This window comes from Ferrimonas kyonanensis DSM 18153, from assembly GCF_000425405.1.
Taxonomy (GTDB): domain Bacteria; phylum Pseudomonadota; class Gammaproteobacteria; order Enterobacterales; family Shewanellaceae; genus Ferrimonas; species Ferrimonas kyonanensis.
This window is the reverse complement of record NZ_KE384366.1, coordinates 91,997-110,836: the sequence shown is the minus strand read 5'-3', so window position 1 is coordinate 110,836 and position 18,840 is coordinate 91,997. Positions and strand designations below refer to the sequence as shown.

Genomic DNA, 18,840 nt, shown 5'->3' with positions numbered 1-18,840 from the left:
TCAGAGGGGGCCGGAGGCCCAAATCCTCTATCACCGACCACTTTCAGAACCAGCCCTGGTCGCATGACCGGGGCTTTTTCGTTTCTAACGCACAACGCTGTTGTGCGGGTCAGAGGCCTGGGCGGGAGATCCCATTGCCCTCGCCGCTCAGCGCTTGCGCAACCAACACCAATATCCCATGATGTCTGCCTGCAACTTCTCCAGGACATCGGCATGACCGTATTGATCGACACCGAGCGACTGCGGATGCGCCACTTTACCCTGGCGGATCTGGAAGCCGTATACGCCTTTTCCAGCCATGAAGAGGTGACTCGCTATACTGGCGATGCCGGCATGGTCCGCAGTCGCGACGACGCTCGAAGAATCATTGAAGAGGTCTGGTTAGCGGAATACCAACGTTATGGCTATGGCCGCTACGCTCTGGTGCACAAAGGCGACAACCGGGTCATAGGCTTTTGTGGCATGAAGTATGAAACTCACATCGGGGCCACCGACATCGGCTATCGAATGCTGCCTCAATACTGGGGACAGGGCCTGGCCAAAGAAGCCGTTGCTGCCTTACTGCCTTACGCCCGAGACGTGCTGGGACTGAAGCGCATCGTTGGCGACGTGGTCGATGTCAATCTGGCCTCGGCGCGGCTGCTGCAACGCGCGGGCTTTAAGCAGATTGACCAGTTCGAAGATCAAGGCTTTACCCTGCTGCGATTTGAACTCAACCTCTGATCGGGGAGGGCAGCAAATCCTTCCCCGACTCGCGCAGCTTTACTAAGTGGGTTCAGCGAAGAAACAGTGCATAACCCACTGTTTAACTGTCTCATTTTTTATAGAATATGGACTAACTTGCCCTTAGAAGCCTACCGACAATGCCGACTAACCCAAACAACCGTGACCTGTTTGACCCCTTAACCAAGCTGGTGACCCAACTGGCCTGGCTGCTGGGCGGCCTGAGCCTGATCTTCGCCATTTTAGCCACGCTGTTTGTCCACACGCGTTTTCGCCACCTGGATGGCATCGAGGGGGCGATCATCAAGACCACCCAGGCCTTTGGTCAATTGGGACAGTCGGAGCTATTGACTCAAATCTTGATGCTGCCACTGGTGCTGCTGGAGTGGATAATTGACACTCCTAATGGCTGGATGATCGCCGCTGGCGTAGTTCTGGCGGTGGTGTTGTCCTTTGTCATCAGTGCCATCCCTCAGTGGTGGCAATCCCTGCTGCGACTGGTGATTATCACCCTGATCTACGGCTGGGTAGCACTGGCGGTGTTTGCTTTGGCCAGCACCTACATTGTCGACCCCAAAGCCGTGCTGGAGATGATTCGAGCCCTCTGGTATGTGGTGATGTTCTTGGTAGGGCTGCCCATCGCCTTAAAGGTTCTGGGCGTCACCTACCTAATCACGGAATCCTCATAAAACCCCAGGCAAGCCGGATGGGGTAACAGGCTGGCGTCAGGCTTTGAACTTCGCCAGTAACGCCCCCAGCTCGGCCGCCGTACCGTTTAAGCTGGCGGCGGTGGTTGCCACCGATTCTGACTGGCCGGACAGCAGCAGCGCGTCTTCGCGAATGCCGGCGGTACTCTGACTCACTTCGGCGGTGGCCGCCCGCTGCTCCTCGGCGGCAGCGGCAATCTGCTCAGACATCGACAAAATCTGCTCGATGGCTGAGGTGATGCTGGAGAGACTGTCGGTCACCGCGGTGGTCTTTTCCACACTCATCTCGGCCATCTGCTGCCCCTGATTCATGGCGCTCACCGCTCTGTGAGTATTGGCCTGCAGAGTTTCGATCATCTGTTGTATCTCCTCGGCCGAGCCCTGGGTCTTTTGTGACAACACCCGAACCTCATCGGCCACCACCGCAAAACCCCGGCCCTGGTCACCGGCACGGGCCGCTTCAATGGCAGCATTCAAAGCCAGCAAATTAGTCTGCTCGGCAATGGTCTGGATGGTTGCCAGAATCTTGTTGATCTCCTGAGCATTGCCATCGAGCTGAGTGATGATCACCGCCGCCTCTTCCACCTGCCCCGCCAAACTGCGAATGGTGTCGTTGGACTCACTCAGCACCACCTGCCCGCCATCGCAGGACTGACTGGCATGCTGAGCCGCCTCGGCAGTACTGGCGGCGTGATTCGCGACCTCATGGGCGGTCATGGCCATCTCTTCGACGGCGGTGGCCACCTGATCCACTTTCCCCTGCTGGCGATCAATCGCCTCGCTCTGTTGCACCACCACGTCACGGTTACTCTGTGACTGAGCATCCATGGATTGAGCCACGCCGCGAACCTGAACGATCATCTGTGCCAGTTGCGCCATAAAGGCATTGAGCTTTTCCGATACCCGGCCAAACTCGTCCCGGCGAACCACCTCGAGACGACGGGTCAGGTCCCCATCCCCGTGAGTCAGATCGTCCATGGCCAGCTCCAGATCCTGCAGCGGCTTCAACAATCGCTTCAGCATGAACGACGCCAGCATCACCGCCAGCAACAGACCGACCAGGGTAATGGCCCCAAGCCGCATCAATGCCGAGCTCATCTGCGCCTGCTGTTTGCTCAGATCCAGCGCCACCAACACCTGCCAGTCCATACCGGCAATCGCTACCATCGACACTTGAGTGGCCTTACTGTGACGTTCGATGGTCATCACCTCGCCAGAGGCCAACCTGGAAAAGGCACCAGGCTGCTGCAACACGCTGTTAAGGGGCTGCATCAGCTCATTGCGATCATTGGCGGCAATCACCCGCTGTTGCCCATCCACCAGCAACAGTTCCCCCTGCTCTTTGGGGAGCAATTGCAAAATCTCCTGGCTCAATGTGGCCAGGCTCAGATCACCACTGACCACCCCGGCCCGGCTGCCCGGCAGCGGCGTGGTCAGGGTAACCACCATCTTGCCGGTAACGGCATCCTGGTAGGGCGCCGTTAATACCGTGGCACCGGCACGCTGAGCGGTCTGAAACCACACCTGCTCCTTCACCCGCATCGCCGGCGGCTGGCCGTCGGCACTCCACACAATGCGGTCGTTATCGGCGTAACCCAGGTAAACCAGATCGAAGCCAAACGCCTTAATCAACTGCAACTGTTCCTCGATGGGCACGACCTGCGCCGACTGACGCGCCAGCTCCTCCAGCAGGACGCTGTGATCCTCAATCCAGGTGGACAACAGATCGGTGGCACTGCGCTGTGACAAGGTACGGGTCTGATCGACGGCATCGGCCTGGGCCTGACGGTATTGGGACAGCCCCAGGAAGGAGCCCACCATGGCCATGGTAAACACCGCCAGGGCGATAAGAAGTTGAAGTTTACGATTAAAGGTCATCAATGCTGCCTGAAAGAGAGAGAATCCGGAGGCCCGTCTCTGTCCATTGAATCGGTCTAACCGCTTAAGCATCCTGCTAAGTGCCTCATTTTCCAGCGAACCCTAGCACAATTCCACTCACAAAGATCAATCCCAGTCGCTCATTCAAGCAAAAAAATGCCGCCCTGCTTGGCAAGGCGGCATTGGCTCTAAGTGTTTATTTTAACTAAATATCATAATGAAGCCCGCATTCACGGCGAAAACCGGCGAAGCGGCTGTCCTCTTCGCTCATGCCCAGCTCCATCGGCCGGCTGGTGTGGACATCGCCCACTGACGCGTAGCCCTGATGCCATAACGGGTGGTACGGCAACTGATGCTGCTCCAGGTACTGGTGCACATCCTTATTGGTCCACTCCAGGATCGGCAGCAACTTGTAGCGTCCGGAGCGAATGGCCAGAAACGGCAGCTCGGCCCGGGATTGCGCCTGCTGGCGGCGCAGGCCGGCAAACCAGGTGCCCACCTGCAACTGTTCCAGGGCCTGTTGCATCGGCTCAACTTTATTGAGGCGGTTGTAGGTATCCAGCCCCTCCTGCCCTTGCTCCCACAGCTGGCCAAAACGAGCCTCCTGCCAGGCTGGCGTCAAGTGACTGCGATACACCTTGAGATTCAGCTTCAGTCGTTCAGTCAGCTCATCAATAAAGCGGTAGGTTTCAGGAAACAGGTAACCGGTGTCGGTGAGAATCACCGGCGTATCCGGCTTAACCGAGGTCACCAGATGCAGCATCACCGCCCCCTGAATACCAAAGCTGGAAGAGAGCGCATGCTGCCCAGGCAGCTCCTGCAGCGCCCAGGCCACCCGCTGCTCGGGCGTCATCGACGCCAGCTCAGTATTGACCTGTTCGAGCTGATGACGCTGCGCCTCACTGGGCAAGCGCTGCAACAGGGCATTCAAACTTTGACTAGGCATAGAAGTCCGTCCTCGACACAATCACCTCGGGCACAATCCCGATGCGAATCACAAAGTCACCGAACCCCTCTCCGTCGAGGCGCTCACGAGCCCAGCGGCCACTGAGGCTGTCCAGCTCCGCCAGGATGGCGTCTTCATCCAGGTTTTCTTTGTACAGTTTTGGCACTCGGGTGCCCGCCAGGTTGCCCCCCAGGTGCAGGTTGTATTTACCGGGCCCTTTGCCCACCAACCCCACTTCGGCCAGCATCGCCCGACCACAACCATTGGGGCAGCCGGTTACTCGAAAGATAATGGCGTCATCGGCGATGCCATGGCCAGCCAGTACCCCTTCGATGCGAGTGACAAAATCCGGCAGGAAACGCTCGGCTTCGGCCATGGCCAACGGGCAGGTCGGCAGAGACACACAGGCCATGGAGCTTTTACGCTGATTGCTGACGCCCTCATCAAATAAGCCATGCTCGCGTGCCAGTTGTTCAATGGCCGCCTTGTCTTCGCTGGCCACCCCAGCCACCACCAGATTCTGGTTGGCGGTCATGCGGAATTCGCCCTTGTGCTGACGGGCAATGCGCGCCATGCCAGATTTGAGCGGCTTACCCGGGTAATCCAGCAATCGACCGTTTTCGATAAACAGGGTCAGGTTATGCTTGCCGTCAATACCAGCCGTCCAGCCAAAGGCATCGCCACGGCCGGTCAGTTCATAAGGTCGAGTGGGCTCAAACTGGAAGCCGGCGCGTCGCTCCACTTCGGCCTTGAACACCTCCAAACCGACCCGATCCAGGGTGTATTTGGTCTTGGCATTCTTGCGGTTAACCCGGTTACCCAGGTCCCGCTGAGTGGTCACCACCGCTTCGGCGATGGCCAGAGTCTTGTCCAGCGGCAAATAACCAAACTCATCGGCTTTTCTGGGGTAGGTCGCCTCATCGCCGTGGGTCATGGCCAAGCCGCCCCCCACCAACAGGTTGAAGCCCACCAACTGGCCGTTATCGGCAATGGCGACAAAGTTCATGTCGTTGGCGTGCAGATCCACGTCATTCTGTGGCGGCACCACCACGGTGGTTTTGAACTTTCTGGGCAGGTAGGTCTTGCCCAGAATCGGCTCATCCCGCTCGGTGGTCTCCACCTTCTCCCCATCGAGCCAGATCTCGGCGTAGGCGCGCGTCCTGGGCAACAGGTGCTCGGAGATCGTCTTGGCCCACTCGTAAGCCTGGCTGTGCAGTTCCGACTGCTCCGGGTTGGAGGTGCAGAGCACATTGCGGTTGACGTCGCCGGCGGTGGCGATGGAGTCAATGCCGATCTTATCCAGGGTCTGGTGCATCAATTTAATGTCACGCTTGAGCACCCCGTGAAACTGGAAAGTCTGGCGGGTGGTCAAACGAATGCTGCCGGCGCCGGTGTGACTCTCGGCAAACTCATCGATGGCCAGCCACTGTTTCGGGGTGATCACCCCGCCGGGCATCCGCGCCCTGAGCATCACCGTGTGCAGCGGTTCCAGCTTCTGCTCGGTGCGCTCCTGACGAATGTCCCGATCGTCCTGCTGATACATGCCATGGAAGCGAATCAACTGAAAATTGTCTGACGTAAAGCCACCGGTCAGGGTATCGGTCAGATCCTCGGCGATGGTGCCTCGCAGCAGATCGCTGTCGCCCTTAATGCGCTCGTTATCCGCCAGCTTGCCGCTGACCTGCAGTTTGCTAATGTCGGTCATCAGTACACATCCTTCTGATAGCGTTTGCTGCTGCGCAATTCGCTCAAATAATCCTGGGCGGCTTCGATACTGAACCCCCCGTGTTGGGCCACCACGTCAATCAGTGCCTGCTCCACGTCCGCCGCCATGTGGTTGGCATCGCCGCACAGGTACAGGTGGGCACCGCGCTGCAGCCACTGGTACAGCTCTGCGCCCTGCTCCCGAATCCGGTCCTGAACGTAGATCTTCTGCTGCTGATCGCGGGAGAAGGCCAGGCTGATGTGGGTCAACAAGCCACTCTTGACGTAACCCTGCCACTCCAGTTGGTACAGGAAATCTTCGGTAAAGGTGGGGTTGCCGAAAAACAGCCAGTTCTGCCCCTGAGCACCACGGGCGTCACGCTCCTGCAAGAAGGCCCTGAATGGGGCGACCCCGGTACCGGGGCCAATCATGATCACCGGCGTGGTGTCATCACAGGGCAGGCGGAAGTTGTCATTGGCCTCCACATACACTCGCACCCCATCGCCTTCCTGCAGTCGATGAGCAAAGGCACCAGACACCGTGCCCTGGCGAACATGGCCGTCGCGTTCCTCCTCCACCAGCGCCACCGTCAGGTGAACCTCCTCATCGACTTCCGCCTGGCTGGAAGCGATGGAATACAACCGTGGCGTCAGTTTTCGCAGGGTTGCCAACAGGGCCTCGGCGTCGACGCTGGCTGGATAACGCTGCGCCAGGTCAATCAGTTGATGCTGCCCAATGAAGGTTTTCAGTTGGTCACGATCGGCGACGATCGCCGCCAGCGCCTCGCTGCCACTGAACTCGGCCCAGGCACCGACCAGGGCCGGATGCAGTAGCGTCAACTCGTAGTGATCCGTCAGCGCCTGGCGCAGCGACAGCGTCTGATCTTTCACCTCAACCTGCTGCTCGCCTTCCAGGGCCAGTAGCCGCAGTAAGGCTTCCACCAGCTCGGGGTCATTGCTCATCCATACGCCCAGCGCATCACCGGGTTGGTAGCTCAGGCCGGATCCCTCCAGGCTCAGCTCCACATGACGGGTGTCCTTGACCGAACCTCGGCCGGTGATCTTCTGACTGAGCAGCAGGGACGACTCAAACGGAGTACTGCGGCTATAGCCACTGGCTTGGGCCGGCGGGGCAGAAGCCACGGCGGCGCCGGTCGCCGGCGACACGGTCGCCAACCGCTCCAGCACCTGTGCCTGCCACTGGGCCGCAGTGTCTTCAAAATCCACATCACAATCGGCCCGCTCCAGCAGCCGCCGAGCACCCAGTTGATGCAGGCGCTGATCGAACTCCAGCCCGGTCTGGCAGAAGTTGTCGTAGCTGGAATCCCCCAACGCCAGTACGCTGTAGCTCAACTGCGGCAACTTAGGGGCTCGAGCAGAGTGCAGAAACTTGTGCAGCGCCATGGCATCGTCCGGTGGATCGCCTTCGCCATGAGTACTGACCAGCACCAACAGTTGCTGCTCCTCCTTCAGTTGCCGGGGCTTGTAATCCGCCATCGACACCAACTTCACCACTCGCCCCTGAGACTGGGCCTGCTGCGCCAAGGCCGAGGCCAGTGAGCGACTGTTACCGGTCTGGCTGCCGTAAAGGATGGTTAGAGACGACGACGGTGGCTGGTCTTCGGCAGGCGACTGCCCCGCGGCCCCCTGATTGGCAAAGGCCGCCAGGTAGCCGCTGACCCAGGCCAACTGCACCGGTGACAGGCCAGAAGCCAGCTGCTGCAACTGTGTTAATTGCTCCTGGCTCAGGCCGCCGGCCCCCTGTTGTAACTGCTGTAACTGCATGCTCTGCGCTCTTCTGATTATGGGATTGACACAGAGTAGGCTCAGTGGAATATATAAAAAAGAATAAAAAAATTCTTTTTATTCCATATAAGAATATAACGATAGCGGCGAAAAACTGTTCACATTTCACAAAAAATGCATTAAATGTAGATAGAGTAAAATAGTTGCTAAAAATGTGACTAATGGAATGGAAGCCTGAATCACATTCTGTCAGGGCGGCATGACCCCCGCCTCAGCACAGAATGCCAGCAAGCTGTCACCTCGACAGCGTGATAACCAGACGACTTCCATTCAATAAGACGATTGTGGCGATTGGGTTTTTTGACTTAGCATCGCATATTAATTAGTTCAAAATACTCAGTGGTTTGCGCTTAAAAGCCAACAATTAGTAATCGATAAACCCATCTGCTAGAGGATAGCGTTGTGAAGATCGCAGTGATCAAGGAGCAACTCGCCGGCGAAACCCGCGTCGCTCTGTTACCCGCCAACGTCACCAAGCTCGTTAAGGCGGGCGCCCAGGTAACGATTGAAACCCAGGCCGGATTCGAAGCCGGCTTTACCGATCAAGACTATCTCGACAGTGGAGCGACCATCGGCTCTGACCGCCAGCACACCCTGGACGGCGCCGAATTGATTTTGACCCTGCATGCCAAAGGCGAGCAACTGGAGCTGCTGCTCAACCAGTTGCAGTCAGGCCAGACCCTGATAGGCATGATGGATCCTCTCGGCCACCCGGACAGTGCCCAAAAAGCCGCCGACAAAGGGATCAACACCCTGGCCCTGGAGCTGATTCCACGTATCACTCGAGCCCAAAGCATGGACGTGCTGTCCTCCAACGCCACCATCGCCGGATACAAGGCGGTGATTCAGGCGGCCGAACTGACGCCGCGACTGATGCCGATGATGATGACCGCCGCCGGCACCCTGAAACCAGCCCGCACCTTTATTATGGGCGCCGGTGTAGCCGGTCTGCAGGCCTGTGCCACCGCCAAACGTCTCGGTGGTGTGGTCGAGGCCTACGACATCCGTCCGGCGGCCCGAGAGCAGATCCTCTCCGTTGGTGCCCGTCCGGTGGAGTTGGACATTGAAGACGCCGATACCGAATCCAGTGGTGGTTACGCCAAGGAGCAATCCGCCGAGTTCATTGCCAAGCAACAACAGGCCATGGCCAACGTGCTGGCACAGCAAGACATCGTCATCACCACCGCCGCCATTCCCGGCCGTAAGGCACCGACGCTGATCACCAAAGAGATGGTGGCGCAGATGAAACCCGGGGCGGTGATCGTCGACCTGGCCGCCGAAGGTGGTGGTAACTGTGAACTGACCGAACTGGGCAAGGTGATCACCGTCAACGGTGTCATCATCTCCGGTCCCGATAACATCGTCGCCAGCACCGCCAACCACGGCAGCCAGATGTTCGGCACCAACCTGGAAAACCTGATTCGTCACCTGATCACCGACGACGGCGATCTGTACTTCGATTTCGAAGACGAAATTGTCCACGACACCGTCACAGCCTACCAGGGCCAGGTGGTCAATGGCCGCATTCGTGAACTGCTCAACCTGCCCGCCATCGACAAGGAGGAGGCGTAAATGGAAACCCTGCTGTTGTTATTAACCCTGTTTGTTATCGCCATTTTCCTTGGCGTCGAACTGATCACCAAGGTACCGCCCACGCTGCACACGCCGCTGATGTCCGGCTCCAATGCCATCTCCGGCATCACCCTGGTGGGGGCCCTGTTGTCCGCAGGCTCCGGCTCCGGCATGCTGGTTAATGTGCTCGGCTTCATCGCCGTGACCCTGGCCACCATCAACGTCATCGGCGGTTACATGGTAACCAACCGCATGCTGGCCATGTTCAAAAGGAAGTAAGACACGATGAATACAGCCATAATCTACCTGGCCTACCTGGTGGCCGCGGTGTTCTTCGTGCTCGGCATCAAGAACCTGACCAAACCCAGAACCGCCGTACGCGGTAACCGTCTCTCGTCACTCGGTATGTTCATTGCCGTGGTGGTAACCCTGTTTGACCAGCAGATCCTCAGCTATGAGTGGATCATCGCCGGTGTGGTCACCGGTGGCGCCCTGGGCGCCATCATGGCCAAGCGGGTACAGATGACCTCCATGCCACAAATGGTGGCCGCCCTGAACGGCTTCGGTGGCGGTGCCTCGCTGTTTGTGGCCCTGGCCAACTTCATGGATCCGGCGGCAGCCACCGGCCTGGTGGCCCAGGTGTCGGTCGGCGCCACCATACTGATCGGTGCCGTAACCCTGTCCGGCTCCTTTATCGCCTTTGGTAAATTGCAGGAGATCATCTCCGGTAAGTCCATTGCCGTACCCGGCAACACCCTGGTCAACGGCCTGTTGCTGTTGGTGTCCGTCGGCCTGGTGATCGCCCTGGTGATGGATCCGAGCCCAATGCTGGTGTATGCCCTGGTGGCCGCAGCCCTGCTGCTGGGCATTCTGCTGGTACTGCCCATCGGCGGCGCCGACATGCCGGTGGTCATCGCCCTGCTGAACTCCTACTCCGGCATCGCCGCGGCCACCGCTGGCTTTATCTCCAACAACACCGTACTGATTGTGTCCGGTGCCCTGGTGGGGGCCTCCGGCCTGATTCTGACCCAGATCATGTGTAAAGCGATGAACCGCAGCCTGACCAACGTCCTGTTTGGGGTGATGGCCGAAGCCGGCGAGATCATCGATGCCGACGAGGTGTATCAAGGCAAGGTTAAGTCCTCCTCCCCGGAAGAGGTGGCGATGATGCTGGAAACCGCCGAGCGAGTGGTGATTGTCCCCGGTTTTGGTCTGGCCATGGCCCAGGCCCAACACGCGGTGCGGGAACTGGCCGACGTACTGGAAGGCCGGGGTACCGAAGTGAAATACGCCATTCACCCGGTGGCCGGACGGATGCCGGGTCACATGAACGTGTTGCTGGCCGAAGCGGAAGTGCCCTACGACCAACTGGTGGAGATGGACGCCATCAACCCTCAGTTTGAACAGACCGACGTGGCCATCGTGATCGGCGCCAACGACGTCACCAACCCCATGGCCCGGGAAGACAAGGGCAGCCCGATTTACGGCATGCCAATTCTGAATGTCGACAAGGCCCGCACCGTGGTGGTGGTAAAACGCTCCCTGAGCCCGGGTTTTGCCGGCCTGCCGAATCCGCTGTTCGCCAAAGACAACACCCTGATGCTGTTTGGCGATGGTAAAAAGGCGATCATCGACCTCACCGGTAGCCTCAACGAAGCCGACTAACGATTTGCTAGCGCAGCAAACAACCCAAAACGGAGCCATTAGGCTCCGTTTTTTTCATGGTCATCATTCAGAGCCAGGACAGCCCCGCCAGCAGCCCCCACTGGTTTGACGCCGGTGGCGTTGACCTTGGCCAATAACCACCAAACTCCCCGCCCCTTCGGCAAACATGCACCGGAAAACCGTAGAAAAAACAGGGGCAATTACCGTCTGAACCGCACTGCTCATCCATGGCAAAGCCAGATTTCTCGACTAGACTAGATTACCGAACCCCGCTCATAGCGGATGCGACTCCTCTCCAGCCCCGTCCCAAAGGAGAGCAGGTTACCGGTTACCAAACCAAGCCCGGATAGCATTGCCTGAGCCCTGTCACCCTTTTCTGGCCCGGATGGCTCGAGGGGAATGGCAGGCCTTTCACCCCCGTAGGGAGGCAACAGCCCCCCATGAAGTTCGACAGCAGGAGTAGCTGATGAAGAATGTAGTGCGCCTATTCGTTGCCGCAGTGGCAGTTGTGACCAGCCTGAGCGGCGTCGCAAACGGCAACGAGCAAGACCAGATTCTAATCAAGAACGTCAACGTGTTTGACGGCAAAAACGACTCACTGATTGAAAATGTCGATGTTCTGGTCGAGGGCAACCTCATCGCCAAGGTAGGCCGCGACACCGGCGCGCACACCAACGCCACCCTCATCGACGGCAAGGGAATGACCCTGATCCCGGGGCTTATCGACATGCACGCTCACTTCTGCATTCAGGAGGGGATGCTGGTGGGACGAGATGCCTATGACCAGATGGCGATGGGCGCCAGGGCTCACCAATCGATGATGCAGTACCTGGACCAGGGCTTTACCACCGCCCGGGACACCGGTTGCAACATCCTTGGCCTGGCCAAAGCGATCAACAATGGCCTGTTGCAGGGTCCCCGGCTCTATCCATCCGGAGGCTTTCTCAGCCAGACTGGCGGCCACGCCGACACCGGTAGCTTCAATGACGTGCCAGGACGGGTGGATGATCTTGAGCGTCACGGCTTCGGCTACATCGTCGATGGTGTTACCGAGGCCCGCCGGGCCGCGCGACAGAACCTGCGCGCCGGAGCCACTCAGATCAAGATCATGGCCGGCGGCGGCGTCGCCAGTGAGTTCGATCCCATCCACACCACCCAGTTCTCCGAGGAGGAGATGAGAGCCATCGTCGAGGTCGCCGAGGACTACGGTACCTATGTGATGGCCCACGCCTACCACGATCGCTCAGTCAACCGGGCCATCGACGCTGGGGTCAAGGTTATCGAGCACAACTTCCTGGTCTCGGAGAAAACCATTAAGCGAATGAAGAAAGAGGGAGTGGCATTATCAGCACAAGCGGTGATGTCTCTGGAAGCCTTCGCCGAACCGGAATCAATCACCTTCTTCAGCCCGGACCAGAAAGCCAAGGCCGCCTCGGTAAACAAGGGGGCCACCCAGATGTTCCAATGGGCTCGCAAACACGACCTGCTGATCGTCACCGGCGGCGACATGTTCGGCCCAGCCTACAATCTACGCCAGGCCGACAACATGGTGTGGATGTCCAAAGTGGGCTTCTCACCCTTTCAGATCATGAAGATGGGCACTTCCAGCGCGGCGGAGGTACTGAGCTGGTCCGGCGGCATGAATCCCTACAAGTACGGCAAGCTGGGGGTGATCGAACCGGGGGCGTACGCCGATCTGATCCTTGTCGACGGCAATCCGCTCGAGCAGATCGCCATTCTTAATGACTACACCGACAAGTTCAAGGTGATCATGAAAGATGGCAAGATCCACAAGAACTCCCTTTGATTCCAAGCACCTGACCGACCACCTTCAAGAGGGTTTGCGATGCACAACGGTTATCATCCCCATGCGGCGCTTGTGGGCCTGCTGTTGCCACTGGTTGTCACTGGTGCGGCCGCCAGCGATACCAATTTTGGCGGTCCCGACGCCGTCGACAACCAGATCAGCGCCGATAAAAGCGATCAGCAGACGCCCCTTCGGGAACAGTGGTCTGCCAAAGGGATTGAGTTAGGCCTCGACTACTCGGCGGTGGGTCTGTACGCCGACACCGTGCTGCCGGGCTCCGACAAGGAGGCGGTCAGCGGCATGGTAAGGTTCTACGGCTCCTGGCGCCCTCAGGGACAGCCGCAGAACGGGGGCGGCTCCCTGGTGTGGAAGCTGGAACACCGGCACAGCTACAGCGACACCTCGGTGAAGAATTTTGAGTTTGGCGCCGGCGGCCTGGGGTTGGTTACGCCCCCCTTCAGTGACGAGAAGGGCAGACTCACCAACCTCTACTGGAAACAGACCCTGTCCGACGGCGAGGGTACTCTGATCGCCGGCTTTATGGATGTCACCGACTATGTCGATGTCTACGCTGCCGCCAGTCCGTGGACCGGCTTTATGAACTTCGCCTTCAGCACTGGCACCAACACCATCGCCCTTCCCAGCGACGCCACCTTCGGCGTGGCCATGGGTCACATGCTCACCGACAGCCTGTTTGTCATCGCCGGCATCAGCGACATGGAGGCGGATCCCACCCGTCCCCTGGAAAGCGTCGACAACTTCTTCAGCGACAACCGTTACTTTAAGAGCTTAGAACTCGGTTGGACCTCTTCACAGCAGCAGATCTTCCTCAACAACATCCACCTGACCCTGTGGCAGTCGGACAACAGCGACTTTCTCAACCAGGCCAGCGACCAGGGTTTCAACCTCTCAGCCTCGGTGATGAAGGGCAACTGGCTGCCCTTTGTCCGCTACGGTAATGCCCAGGATGGCAGCCTGCTGGGTATCAAGGAGTCACTGAGCCTGGGCGTGGTCTACTACGGCATGCTGGCGCCCAAAAACCACTTCGGCTTTGCCGTCAACTGGGCTGACGCCGGCAGCGACCAGTACACCGCCGAAGCCTTCTACTACATGAAACTGGGCCAACACCTCGAGCTGACACCGGATCTGCAGCTTATCGTCGATCCCGCCCTCAACCCGGACCAGGACCAGATCTGGATCGCCGGCATTCGGGCCCGACTGTTCTGGTAATCCCCTCGACACCCAAGCCGCGGTTGGGCAAGCCTAGGGGACGAAGTCCAGCGCATCCGTATCACTTTAGTGATGCCGCCACCTCAAGCATCAAGCCGTTTGTGGTTATTGAGCCGGGCGGTAACGGAGCCCGTAAAGACTCAGAGGTGCCGAATCGCCTGGTCAACCTGATGGCCGCTGTCGGTCACCAACGCCTCCAGGGTTTCAATGCGCCGGCGGTCGTTTTCCGACTGCGCCTTGAGCGCCGCCAACTGCTGCTCGAGTTGCTGCAGGCGCTGCGCCATCGGCTCGGATTCCGCCTCCCCTGACGCATCCATCTCAGCGGCCAAATCGCCGCTCCCCAGCACCTTGTTGATAACGGAAGTGTACTTGTCGTAATGCTGCTTCAGCTTGGACTTGTTGCTGTCGTTCAATACCAGCGAGCCGAGGCCCCACAGGATCAACCCGGCAAATACCAGGATCAGAATCATGGATTCCATAGCCCCTCCCTATCCCAGCCGGGATATCTCCTGCTTGAGATCAAAGCCGGAATCGGTGACGATCTTCTCCAGCACTTCGACCCGCTCCTGCAGCGCCAGGGTCTGCTTGCGCGCCTGTTGCAACTCCTGCTGCAGCTTCTCCAGCTGGCCCCGGCTGGCCCGGCTCTGGCTCTTGTGTTTTGATTCAATCATCGCCACCAGGCATCCCATCACGATGGCGACGACTGCAATAATGGTTCCCGAGCTAAACATATCCGCTCCCTTTGGTTGTGTTGTTCTCGTCAATGCCCATCGCCGCCGAACCGAGGTCCAGCGGCGATGGGCGGTCGTTGTCGTCAAGGCGGGGGGTTTCCCGTCGCTGCCGGGAGGTCAAGCCCGGCAGTAACCACAATGTAGCAACTTTTACACCAAAAAAGTTAAACCATTGATTGGTTTGGAATTTTAAATTTGGGGTCAGCAGGGCAGTGACGAAAATCACCGTGAATTAGCGGATTTCACCATCATCGACTCCACCCGCTGACGATAGCTTGGGTAGTCTGCCGCCAGCAACAGCGACAGGGTCGGCTCCAGCATTCGCCACCAACGTTGCACCAGCGGCGGTGGCACATAGGGAAAGCCGCTGCTGTGGGGCGAGCCGCCAAATTGACGCTGGCCCAGCATGCGGTAATGATTCAGGTCTGACAGGGTAAAGCGACTCTCGAGCAGCATCGACTCGAACGATGCCTCGGCGGCACGCTGCAATCGCCGTGGCTGCGACAACCAGGGATACAGCACCGGCACACTCCAGTGGCTCCAGTCCGGTGCCGATTGAATCAGATTGATGTTGCGCAGGTGATACAGGCGCCAGGCCATGTCAAGCTCGCCGCGGCGGGCGCTCTGCCAAAGCAGATGCAGATCGGCCACCACTTCGTCGGCCCAGGGGCTGGGCCAATGGGGGGCTCGAAACGCCTGTCCCAGAGAGCGGGGCAGCAGGTGCCCCTGTTCATGAGCCAGGGCCAGAGACGGGCTATGAACACTGGGCCATTCGATGACCCTGCCGTCCAGCAACACGATGTGTGGTTGGGCAATGCGACGACGATCGGTCACGATCAGTGCCTGCTGTTCGAGCAGCAGGGTTACCGCACCCTGACCGTCCAGTTGCCGGCTCAAATGGGCGGCCTGTTGCTCGGCAGACTGCCCCCAGAGGGACGGAAACGATCGCCGCAGTGACGGCGGCAATGACGCCACACAGGCCGGCAGTTCGGCGCGATCGCACACCGGCGCCGACGGCATGGTCAACCCTGCCGCCAACAGCAGGGTAACCAGCATCAGTCGGCCCGGGACTGAATCGAGTTGATAATGGCCGTGGTGGAGCAGCCATCCTCAAAGCCCAGAATTTTAACCTCGCCACCGTTGGCCATCACCTCCTGACCGCCGGCAATCTCCTCGACCCGATAGTCACCGCCTTTGACCAGTACCGACGGCAACACCTCACCGATCAACCGCTGCGGGGTGTCTTCAGCGAACGGTACCACCCAATCCACCGCACCCAGTCCAGCCAGGACCGCCATGCGACGATCGACGCTGTTGACCGGACGGCCGTCCCCTTTCAGCTTGCGCACCGAGGCATCGGTATTGACCGCCACGATCAGGCGATCCCCCAACTCCCGCGCCTGTTGCAGGTAACTGACGTGACCGGCATGGAGAATGTCGAAACACCCGTTGGTCATGACCACGGTTTCGCCGCGAGCCTTGGCACTGTCGACCGCATACTTGAGCTGGGCTTCCGACATCACCCCGTAACCGCCCTCCTGATGGTTATGGGCCACCGCCTGCCCCAGTTCCAGCGCCGAAACCGTCGAGGTGCCAAGCTTTCCGACCACCACCGAGGCCGCCGCATTGGCCAGGGCGCAGGCCTGATCCAGCGGCGAGCCGGCCGCCAGCGCGGTCGCCAGCGCCGAGATCACCGTATCGCCGGCACCGGTGACGTCGTACACCTCACGGGCGGCGGCAGGCAGATGCAATTCCGGTTTCCCCGGCTCCAACAGGGTCATCCCTTTTTCCGAGCGGGTCACCAGCAAGCCATCCAGTTCCAGTTGCTGAATCAGTGCCTGGCCCTTGGCCACCAGATCCGCTTCATCGGCGACCGGTCCCACCACCTGCTCAAATTCGCTCATATTGGGGGTCAACAGGGTCGCGCCGCGGTACTTCTCAAAATCGCTGCCTTTAGGATCCACCAGTACCGGAACTCCGGCCTGGCGACCGAGTCGCACCAGTTCACCGACGTCGGTCAGGGCGCCCTTGGCGTAATCGGACAGCACCAGGGCACCGACGCCAGGCAGCAACGACTCGGTGCGCTCGGCGATCAGAGCCGGACTGATGGGAGCAAAGGACTCTTCGAAGTCCAGCCGAATCAGTTGCTGGTTGCGGGACAGCACCCGCAGCTTAGTGATGGTGGGCCATTGAGCCACCTCCACCAGAGATTCACGGACACCCAGGCCTTCGACCCCTTTTCTCAGGGCATCGGCGGCTTCATCCTTCCCCACCAGCCCCACCAATTGAGCCTGGCCACCCAAGGCGGCAATGTTCAGGGCCACGTTGGCGGCACCACCGGGGCGATCTTCGATCTGCTCCACCTTGACCACAGGCACCGGTGCTTCCGGTGAGATGCGGCCAGTAGGGCCGGTCCAATAACGATCGAGCATCACATCACCGACGACGAGCACTCGAGCTTGATCAAAAGCAGGCAGGGAAACTTTCATAGCGAATCTTAGTTAAATGCAATGCAGCAAAGTGTATCACAGCGCCCCGCAGGGCTGTTAGAATACCCAGCTCACTCTTTTTTAATGGGATTACCATGGTCACCGACGCTCAATTTGATCGTGCGTTTCTGCACCCCAGATTCTGGCCCATGTGGCTCGGCATTGCCGTACTCAAGGTACTGGTTTTATTGCCCTTGCCAATCCAGTGGCGGCTGGGGAAAGCCCTTGGCGGCGTATTGAAACGGCTGTTGAAAAAACGCGCTCATGTGGCTCGGGTGAATCTGAAGCTGTGTTTTCCTGACAAAAGCGACGCCGAGCGGGAAGCCCTGCTCGATGCCAACTTCGCCGAAACCGGCATGGCGCTGCTTGATTGCGTCAACGGCTGGTGGTGGAGCGATGCCCGCATTCAAAGCCACATGACCCTGAAGGGGATGGAGCACATCGATCAGGCCAAAGCGGACGGTCAGGGAGTGATCCTGTTTGCCGCTCACTGCCTGATGCTGGAGCCCGGCGCCCGGCTGTTCGGTCAGCACTGCCCCGGTGTGGGCGTCTACCGGCCCCACAACAACAAATTCATGGAATACCTGCAGGTGAAAGGCCGGCTGCGTTCCAACAAGGGGCTGATTCCAAAGAAAGAGGTTCGGCAGATGGTCAAGGCGCTGCGGGCTGGAGAGGTGATCTGGTATACCGCCGATCAGGACGCCGGCCGAAAAGGAGCGGTGTTTGCCCCCTTCTTTGCCGTAGACCAGGCCGTCACCGTGACCGGGGCCTCGACCCTGGCCAAGCTGGGTAAAGCCAAGGTGATGCCTTTCTTTGTCGAGCGCAATGCCGATCACTCCGGCTACACCATCGAGGTGTTGCCACCACTGGAGAACTTCCCCGGCGACAGTGATCAGGCCGATGCCGAACGCGGCAATAAGATTCTGGAGTCGTTGATCAGCCGCCGTCCCGAGCAGTACATGTGGCTGCACCGGCGCTTTAAAACCCGGCCCAACCCGGACGATCCCAAATTCTACTGACCCCTGCTGACGCCCGCTTCATCGCGGGCGTCTGTCCATTGACCGCCTGGCTCAGTGGCGAGCCGGCTTCTCCGACAACCACAGGTTGATCACCCCTTTGACCACCACCGTGCCTTGGTCGTCGTAAGCGGTGACGCTAACCGGCAGGTTACCCGGTTGCCAGGCATCGGCATCGGTCTCGGCCACACAGCGAATGTCTGAGCCCGCCTTGGCGGTGTAGTCCAGGCTCATCCCTTTGGGAATCCAGCGCAGGTGCTTGGGTATCGACGCTTCGGCCACCAGCCCCATCGCAATCTCCAGACCATTACAGATGGCGATCACGTGCACGGTGCCGATGTGGTTCTCGACTTTGCGCTTCTTGGGGATCACGCAGCTGGCACGGTTGGGCTCCAGCCCATCGAGACGGGCGGAGATGGTTTTAAAGTAGGGAGCCTTGTTGGCCACCACCCGCATCAGCAGCCAATCACCAAAGGGCAACACCCCGAGTCGCTTACGTAACTTGAGCAGATAGTTGTCTGACATACTCTTCCTTGTCACTGGTCGGATCAGTTTAGGGTGATTAT

The 18,840-nt window shown here is 59.1% G+C and carries 17 protein-coding genes; 8 read left to right on the top strand and 9 right to left on the bottom strand.

The features are described from left to right. The first annotated feature begins 213 nt into the window (after nt 1-213). Both H598_RS0119260 and H598_RS0119255 read left to right on the top strand, forming a co-directional pair. The gene (locus tag H598_RS0119260; protein WP_028114458.1) at nt 214-723 is read left to right on the top strand and encodes a GNAT family N-acetyltransferase; all 510 of its coding nucleotides are present in this window, start codon (nt 214-216) and stop codon (nt 721-723) included. Nucleotides 724-863: 140 nt separating this feature from the next. Then, nucleotides 864-1,412 carry a hypothetical protein gene (locus H598_RS0119255; RefSeq protein WP_028114457.1) on the top strand — a complete coding sequence of 183 codons (549 nt, stop codon included), beginning with the start codon at nt 864-866 and terminating at the stop codon, nt 1,410-1,412. Nucleotides 1,413-1,448: 36 nt separating this feature from the next. Here H598_RS0119255 and H598_RS0119250 read toward each other — a convergent pair whose 3' ends face one another. From H598_RS0119250 to H598_RS0119235, 4 genes are all read right to left on the bottom strand, one after another. Continuing rightward, entirely contained in the window at nt 1,449-3,308 is a 1,860-nt protein-coding gene (locus H598_RS0119250) for a methyl-accepting chemotaxis protein (RefSeq protein WP_028114456.1), read from the bottom strand. Between the two features lie 205 nt (nt 3,309-3,513). Then, nucleotides 3,514-4,254, bottom strand: coding sequence for a phosphoadenylyl-sulfate reductase (locus H598_RS0119245; RefSeq protein ID WP_028114455.1), 741 nt, complete (start codon nt 4,252-4,254; stop codon nt 3,514-3,516). Then, nucleotides 4,247-5,959, bottom strand: coding sequence for an assimilatory sulfite reductase (NADPH) hemoprotein subunit (gene cysI, locus H598_RS0119240; RefSeq protein ID WP_028114454.1), 1,713 nt, complete (start codon nt 5,957-5,959; stop codon nt 4,247-4,249). The genes H598_RS0119245 and cysI overlap by 8 nt, the downstream gene beginning before the upstream one ends. Continuing rightward, on the bottom strand, nt 5,959-7,743 hold the full coding sequence (locus H598_RS0119235; protein WP_028114453.1) for an assimilatory sulfite reductase (NADPH) flavoprotein subunit: 1,785 nt from the start codon (nt 7,741-7,743) through the stop codon (nt 5,959-5,961). The genes cysI and H598_RS0119235 overlap by 1 nt, the downstream gene beginning before the upstream one ends. Before the next feature lie 423 nt (nt 7,744-8,166). On the opposite strand from H598_RS0119235, the gene H598_RS0119230 reads away from it, so the two are divergent. The 5 genes from H598_RS0119230 (at nt 8,167) to H598_RS0119205 (ending at nt 14,038) form a co-directional block, all read left to right on the top strand. Beyond that, nucleotides 8,167-9,336, top strand: coding sequence for an NAD(P) transhydrogenase subunit alpha (locus H598_RS0119230; protein WP_028114452.1), 1,170 nt, complete (start codon nt 8,167-8,169; stop codon nt 9,334-9,336). Beyond that, entirely contained in the window at nt 9,337-9,615 is a 279-nt protein-coding gene (locus tag H598_RS0119225) for an NAD(P) transhydrogenase subunit alpha part 2 (RefSeq protein WP_028114451.1), read from the top strand. It begins immediately after the preceding gene. A 6-nt stretch (nt 9,616-9,621) separates the two neighbouring features. After that, nucleotides 9,622-11,001 (top strand): NAD(P)(+) transhydrogenase (Re/Si-specific) subunit beta, encoded by a 1,380-nt coding sequence (locus H598_RS0119220; RefSeq protein ID WP_028114450.1) that lies wholly within the window; start codon nt 9,622-9,624, stop codon nt 10,999-11,001. Between the two features lie 466 nt (nt 11,002-11,467). Further along, complete coding sequence (locus tag H598_RS0119210; RefSeq protein WP_028114449.1) at nt 11,468-12,808, top strand: metal-dependent hydrolase family protein; 1,341 nt, start codon at nt 11,468-11,470, stop codon at nt 12,806-12,808. A gap of 39 nt (nt 12,809-12,847) precedes the next feature. After that, nucleotides 12,848-14,038 (top strand): carbohydrate porin, encoded by a 1,191-nt coding sequence (locus H598_RS0119205; RefSeq protein WP_051252886.1) that lies wholly within the window; start codon nt 12,848-12,850, stop codon nt 14,036-14,038. A 140-nt stretch (nt 14,039-14,178) separates the two neighbouring features. Here the strand turns inward: H598_RS0119205 and H598_RS0119200 are convergent, their stop codons facing one another. From H598_RS0119200 to hldE, 4 genes are all read right to left on the bottom strand, one after another. Beyond that, entirely contained in the window at nt 14,179-14,517 is a 339-nt protein-coding gene (locus tag H598_RS0119200; protein WP_028114447.1) for a hypothetical protein, read from the bottom strand. 9 nt (nt 14,518-14,526) lie between these two features. Further along, nucleotides 14,527-14,769, bottom strand: coding sequence for a hypothetical protein (locus tag H598_RS0119195; RefSeq protein ID WP_028114446.1), 243 nt, complete (start codon nt 14,767-14,769; stop codon nt 14,527-14,529). A 222-nt stretch (nt 14,770-14,991) separates the two neighbouring features. Next, nucleotides 14,992-15,825, bottom strand: coding sequence for a hypothetical protein (locus tag H598_RS0119190; protein WP_028114445.1), 834 nt, complete (start codon nt 15,823-15,825; stop codon nt 14,992-14,994). Further along, nucleotides 15,825-17,258 carry a bifunctional D-glycero-beta-D-manno-heptose-7-phosphate kinase/D-glycero-beta-D-manno-heptose 1-phosphate adenylyltransferase HldE gene (gene hldE / locus H598_RS0119185; RefSeq protein ID WP_028114444.1) on the bottom strand — a complete coding sequence of 478 codons (1,434 nt, stop codon included), beginning with the start codon at nt 17,256-17,258 and terminating at the stop codon, nt 15,825-15,827. The genes H598_RS0119190 and hldE overlap by 1 nt, the downstream gene beginning before the upstream one ends. Nucleotides 17,259-17,353: 95 nt before the next feature. Here hldE and lpxL point away from each other — a divergent pair, with 95 nt between their 5' ends. Further along, a complete protein-coding gene (gene lpxL / locus H598_RS0119180) occupies nt 17,354-18,277 on the top strand; it encodes an LpxL/LpxP family Kdo(2)-lipid IV(A) lauroyl/palmitoleoyl acyltransferase (RefSeq protein ID WP_028114443.1) in 924 nt (307 codons plus the stop codon). A gap of 51 nt (nt 18,278-18,328) precedes the next feature. Here lpxL and H598_RS0119175 read toward each other — a convergent pair whose 3' ends face one another. Beyond that, nucleotides 18,329-18,799: a hotdog fold domain-containing protein gene (locus H598_RS0119175; protein ID WP_028114442.1), complete on the bottom strand. Its 471-nt coding sequence runs from the start codon at nt 18,797-18,799 to the stop codon at nt 18,329-18,331. Between the last annotated feature and the right edge of the window lie 41 nt (nt 18,800-18,840).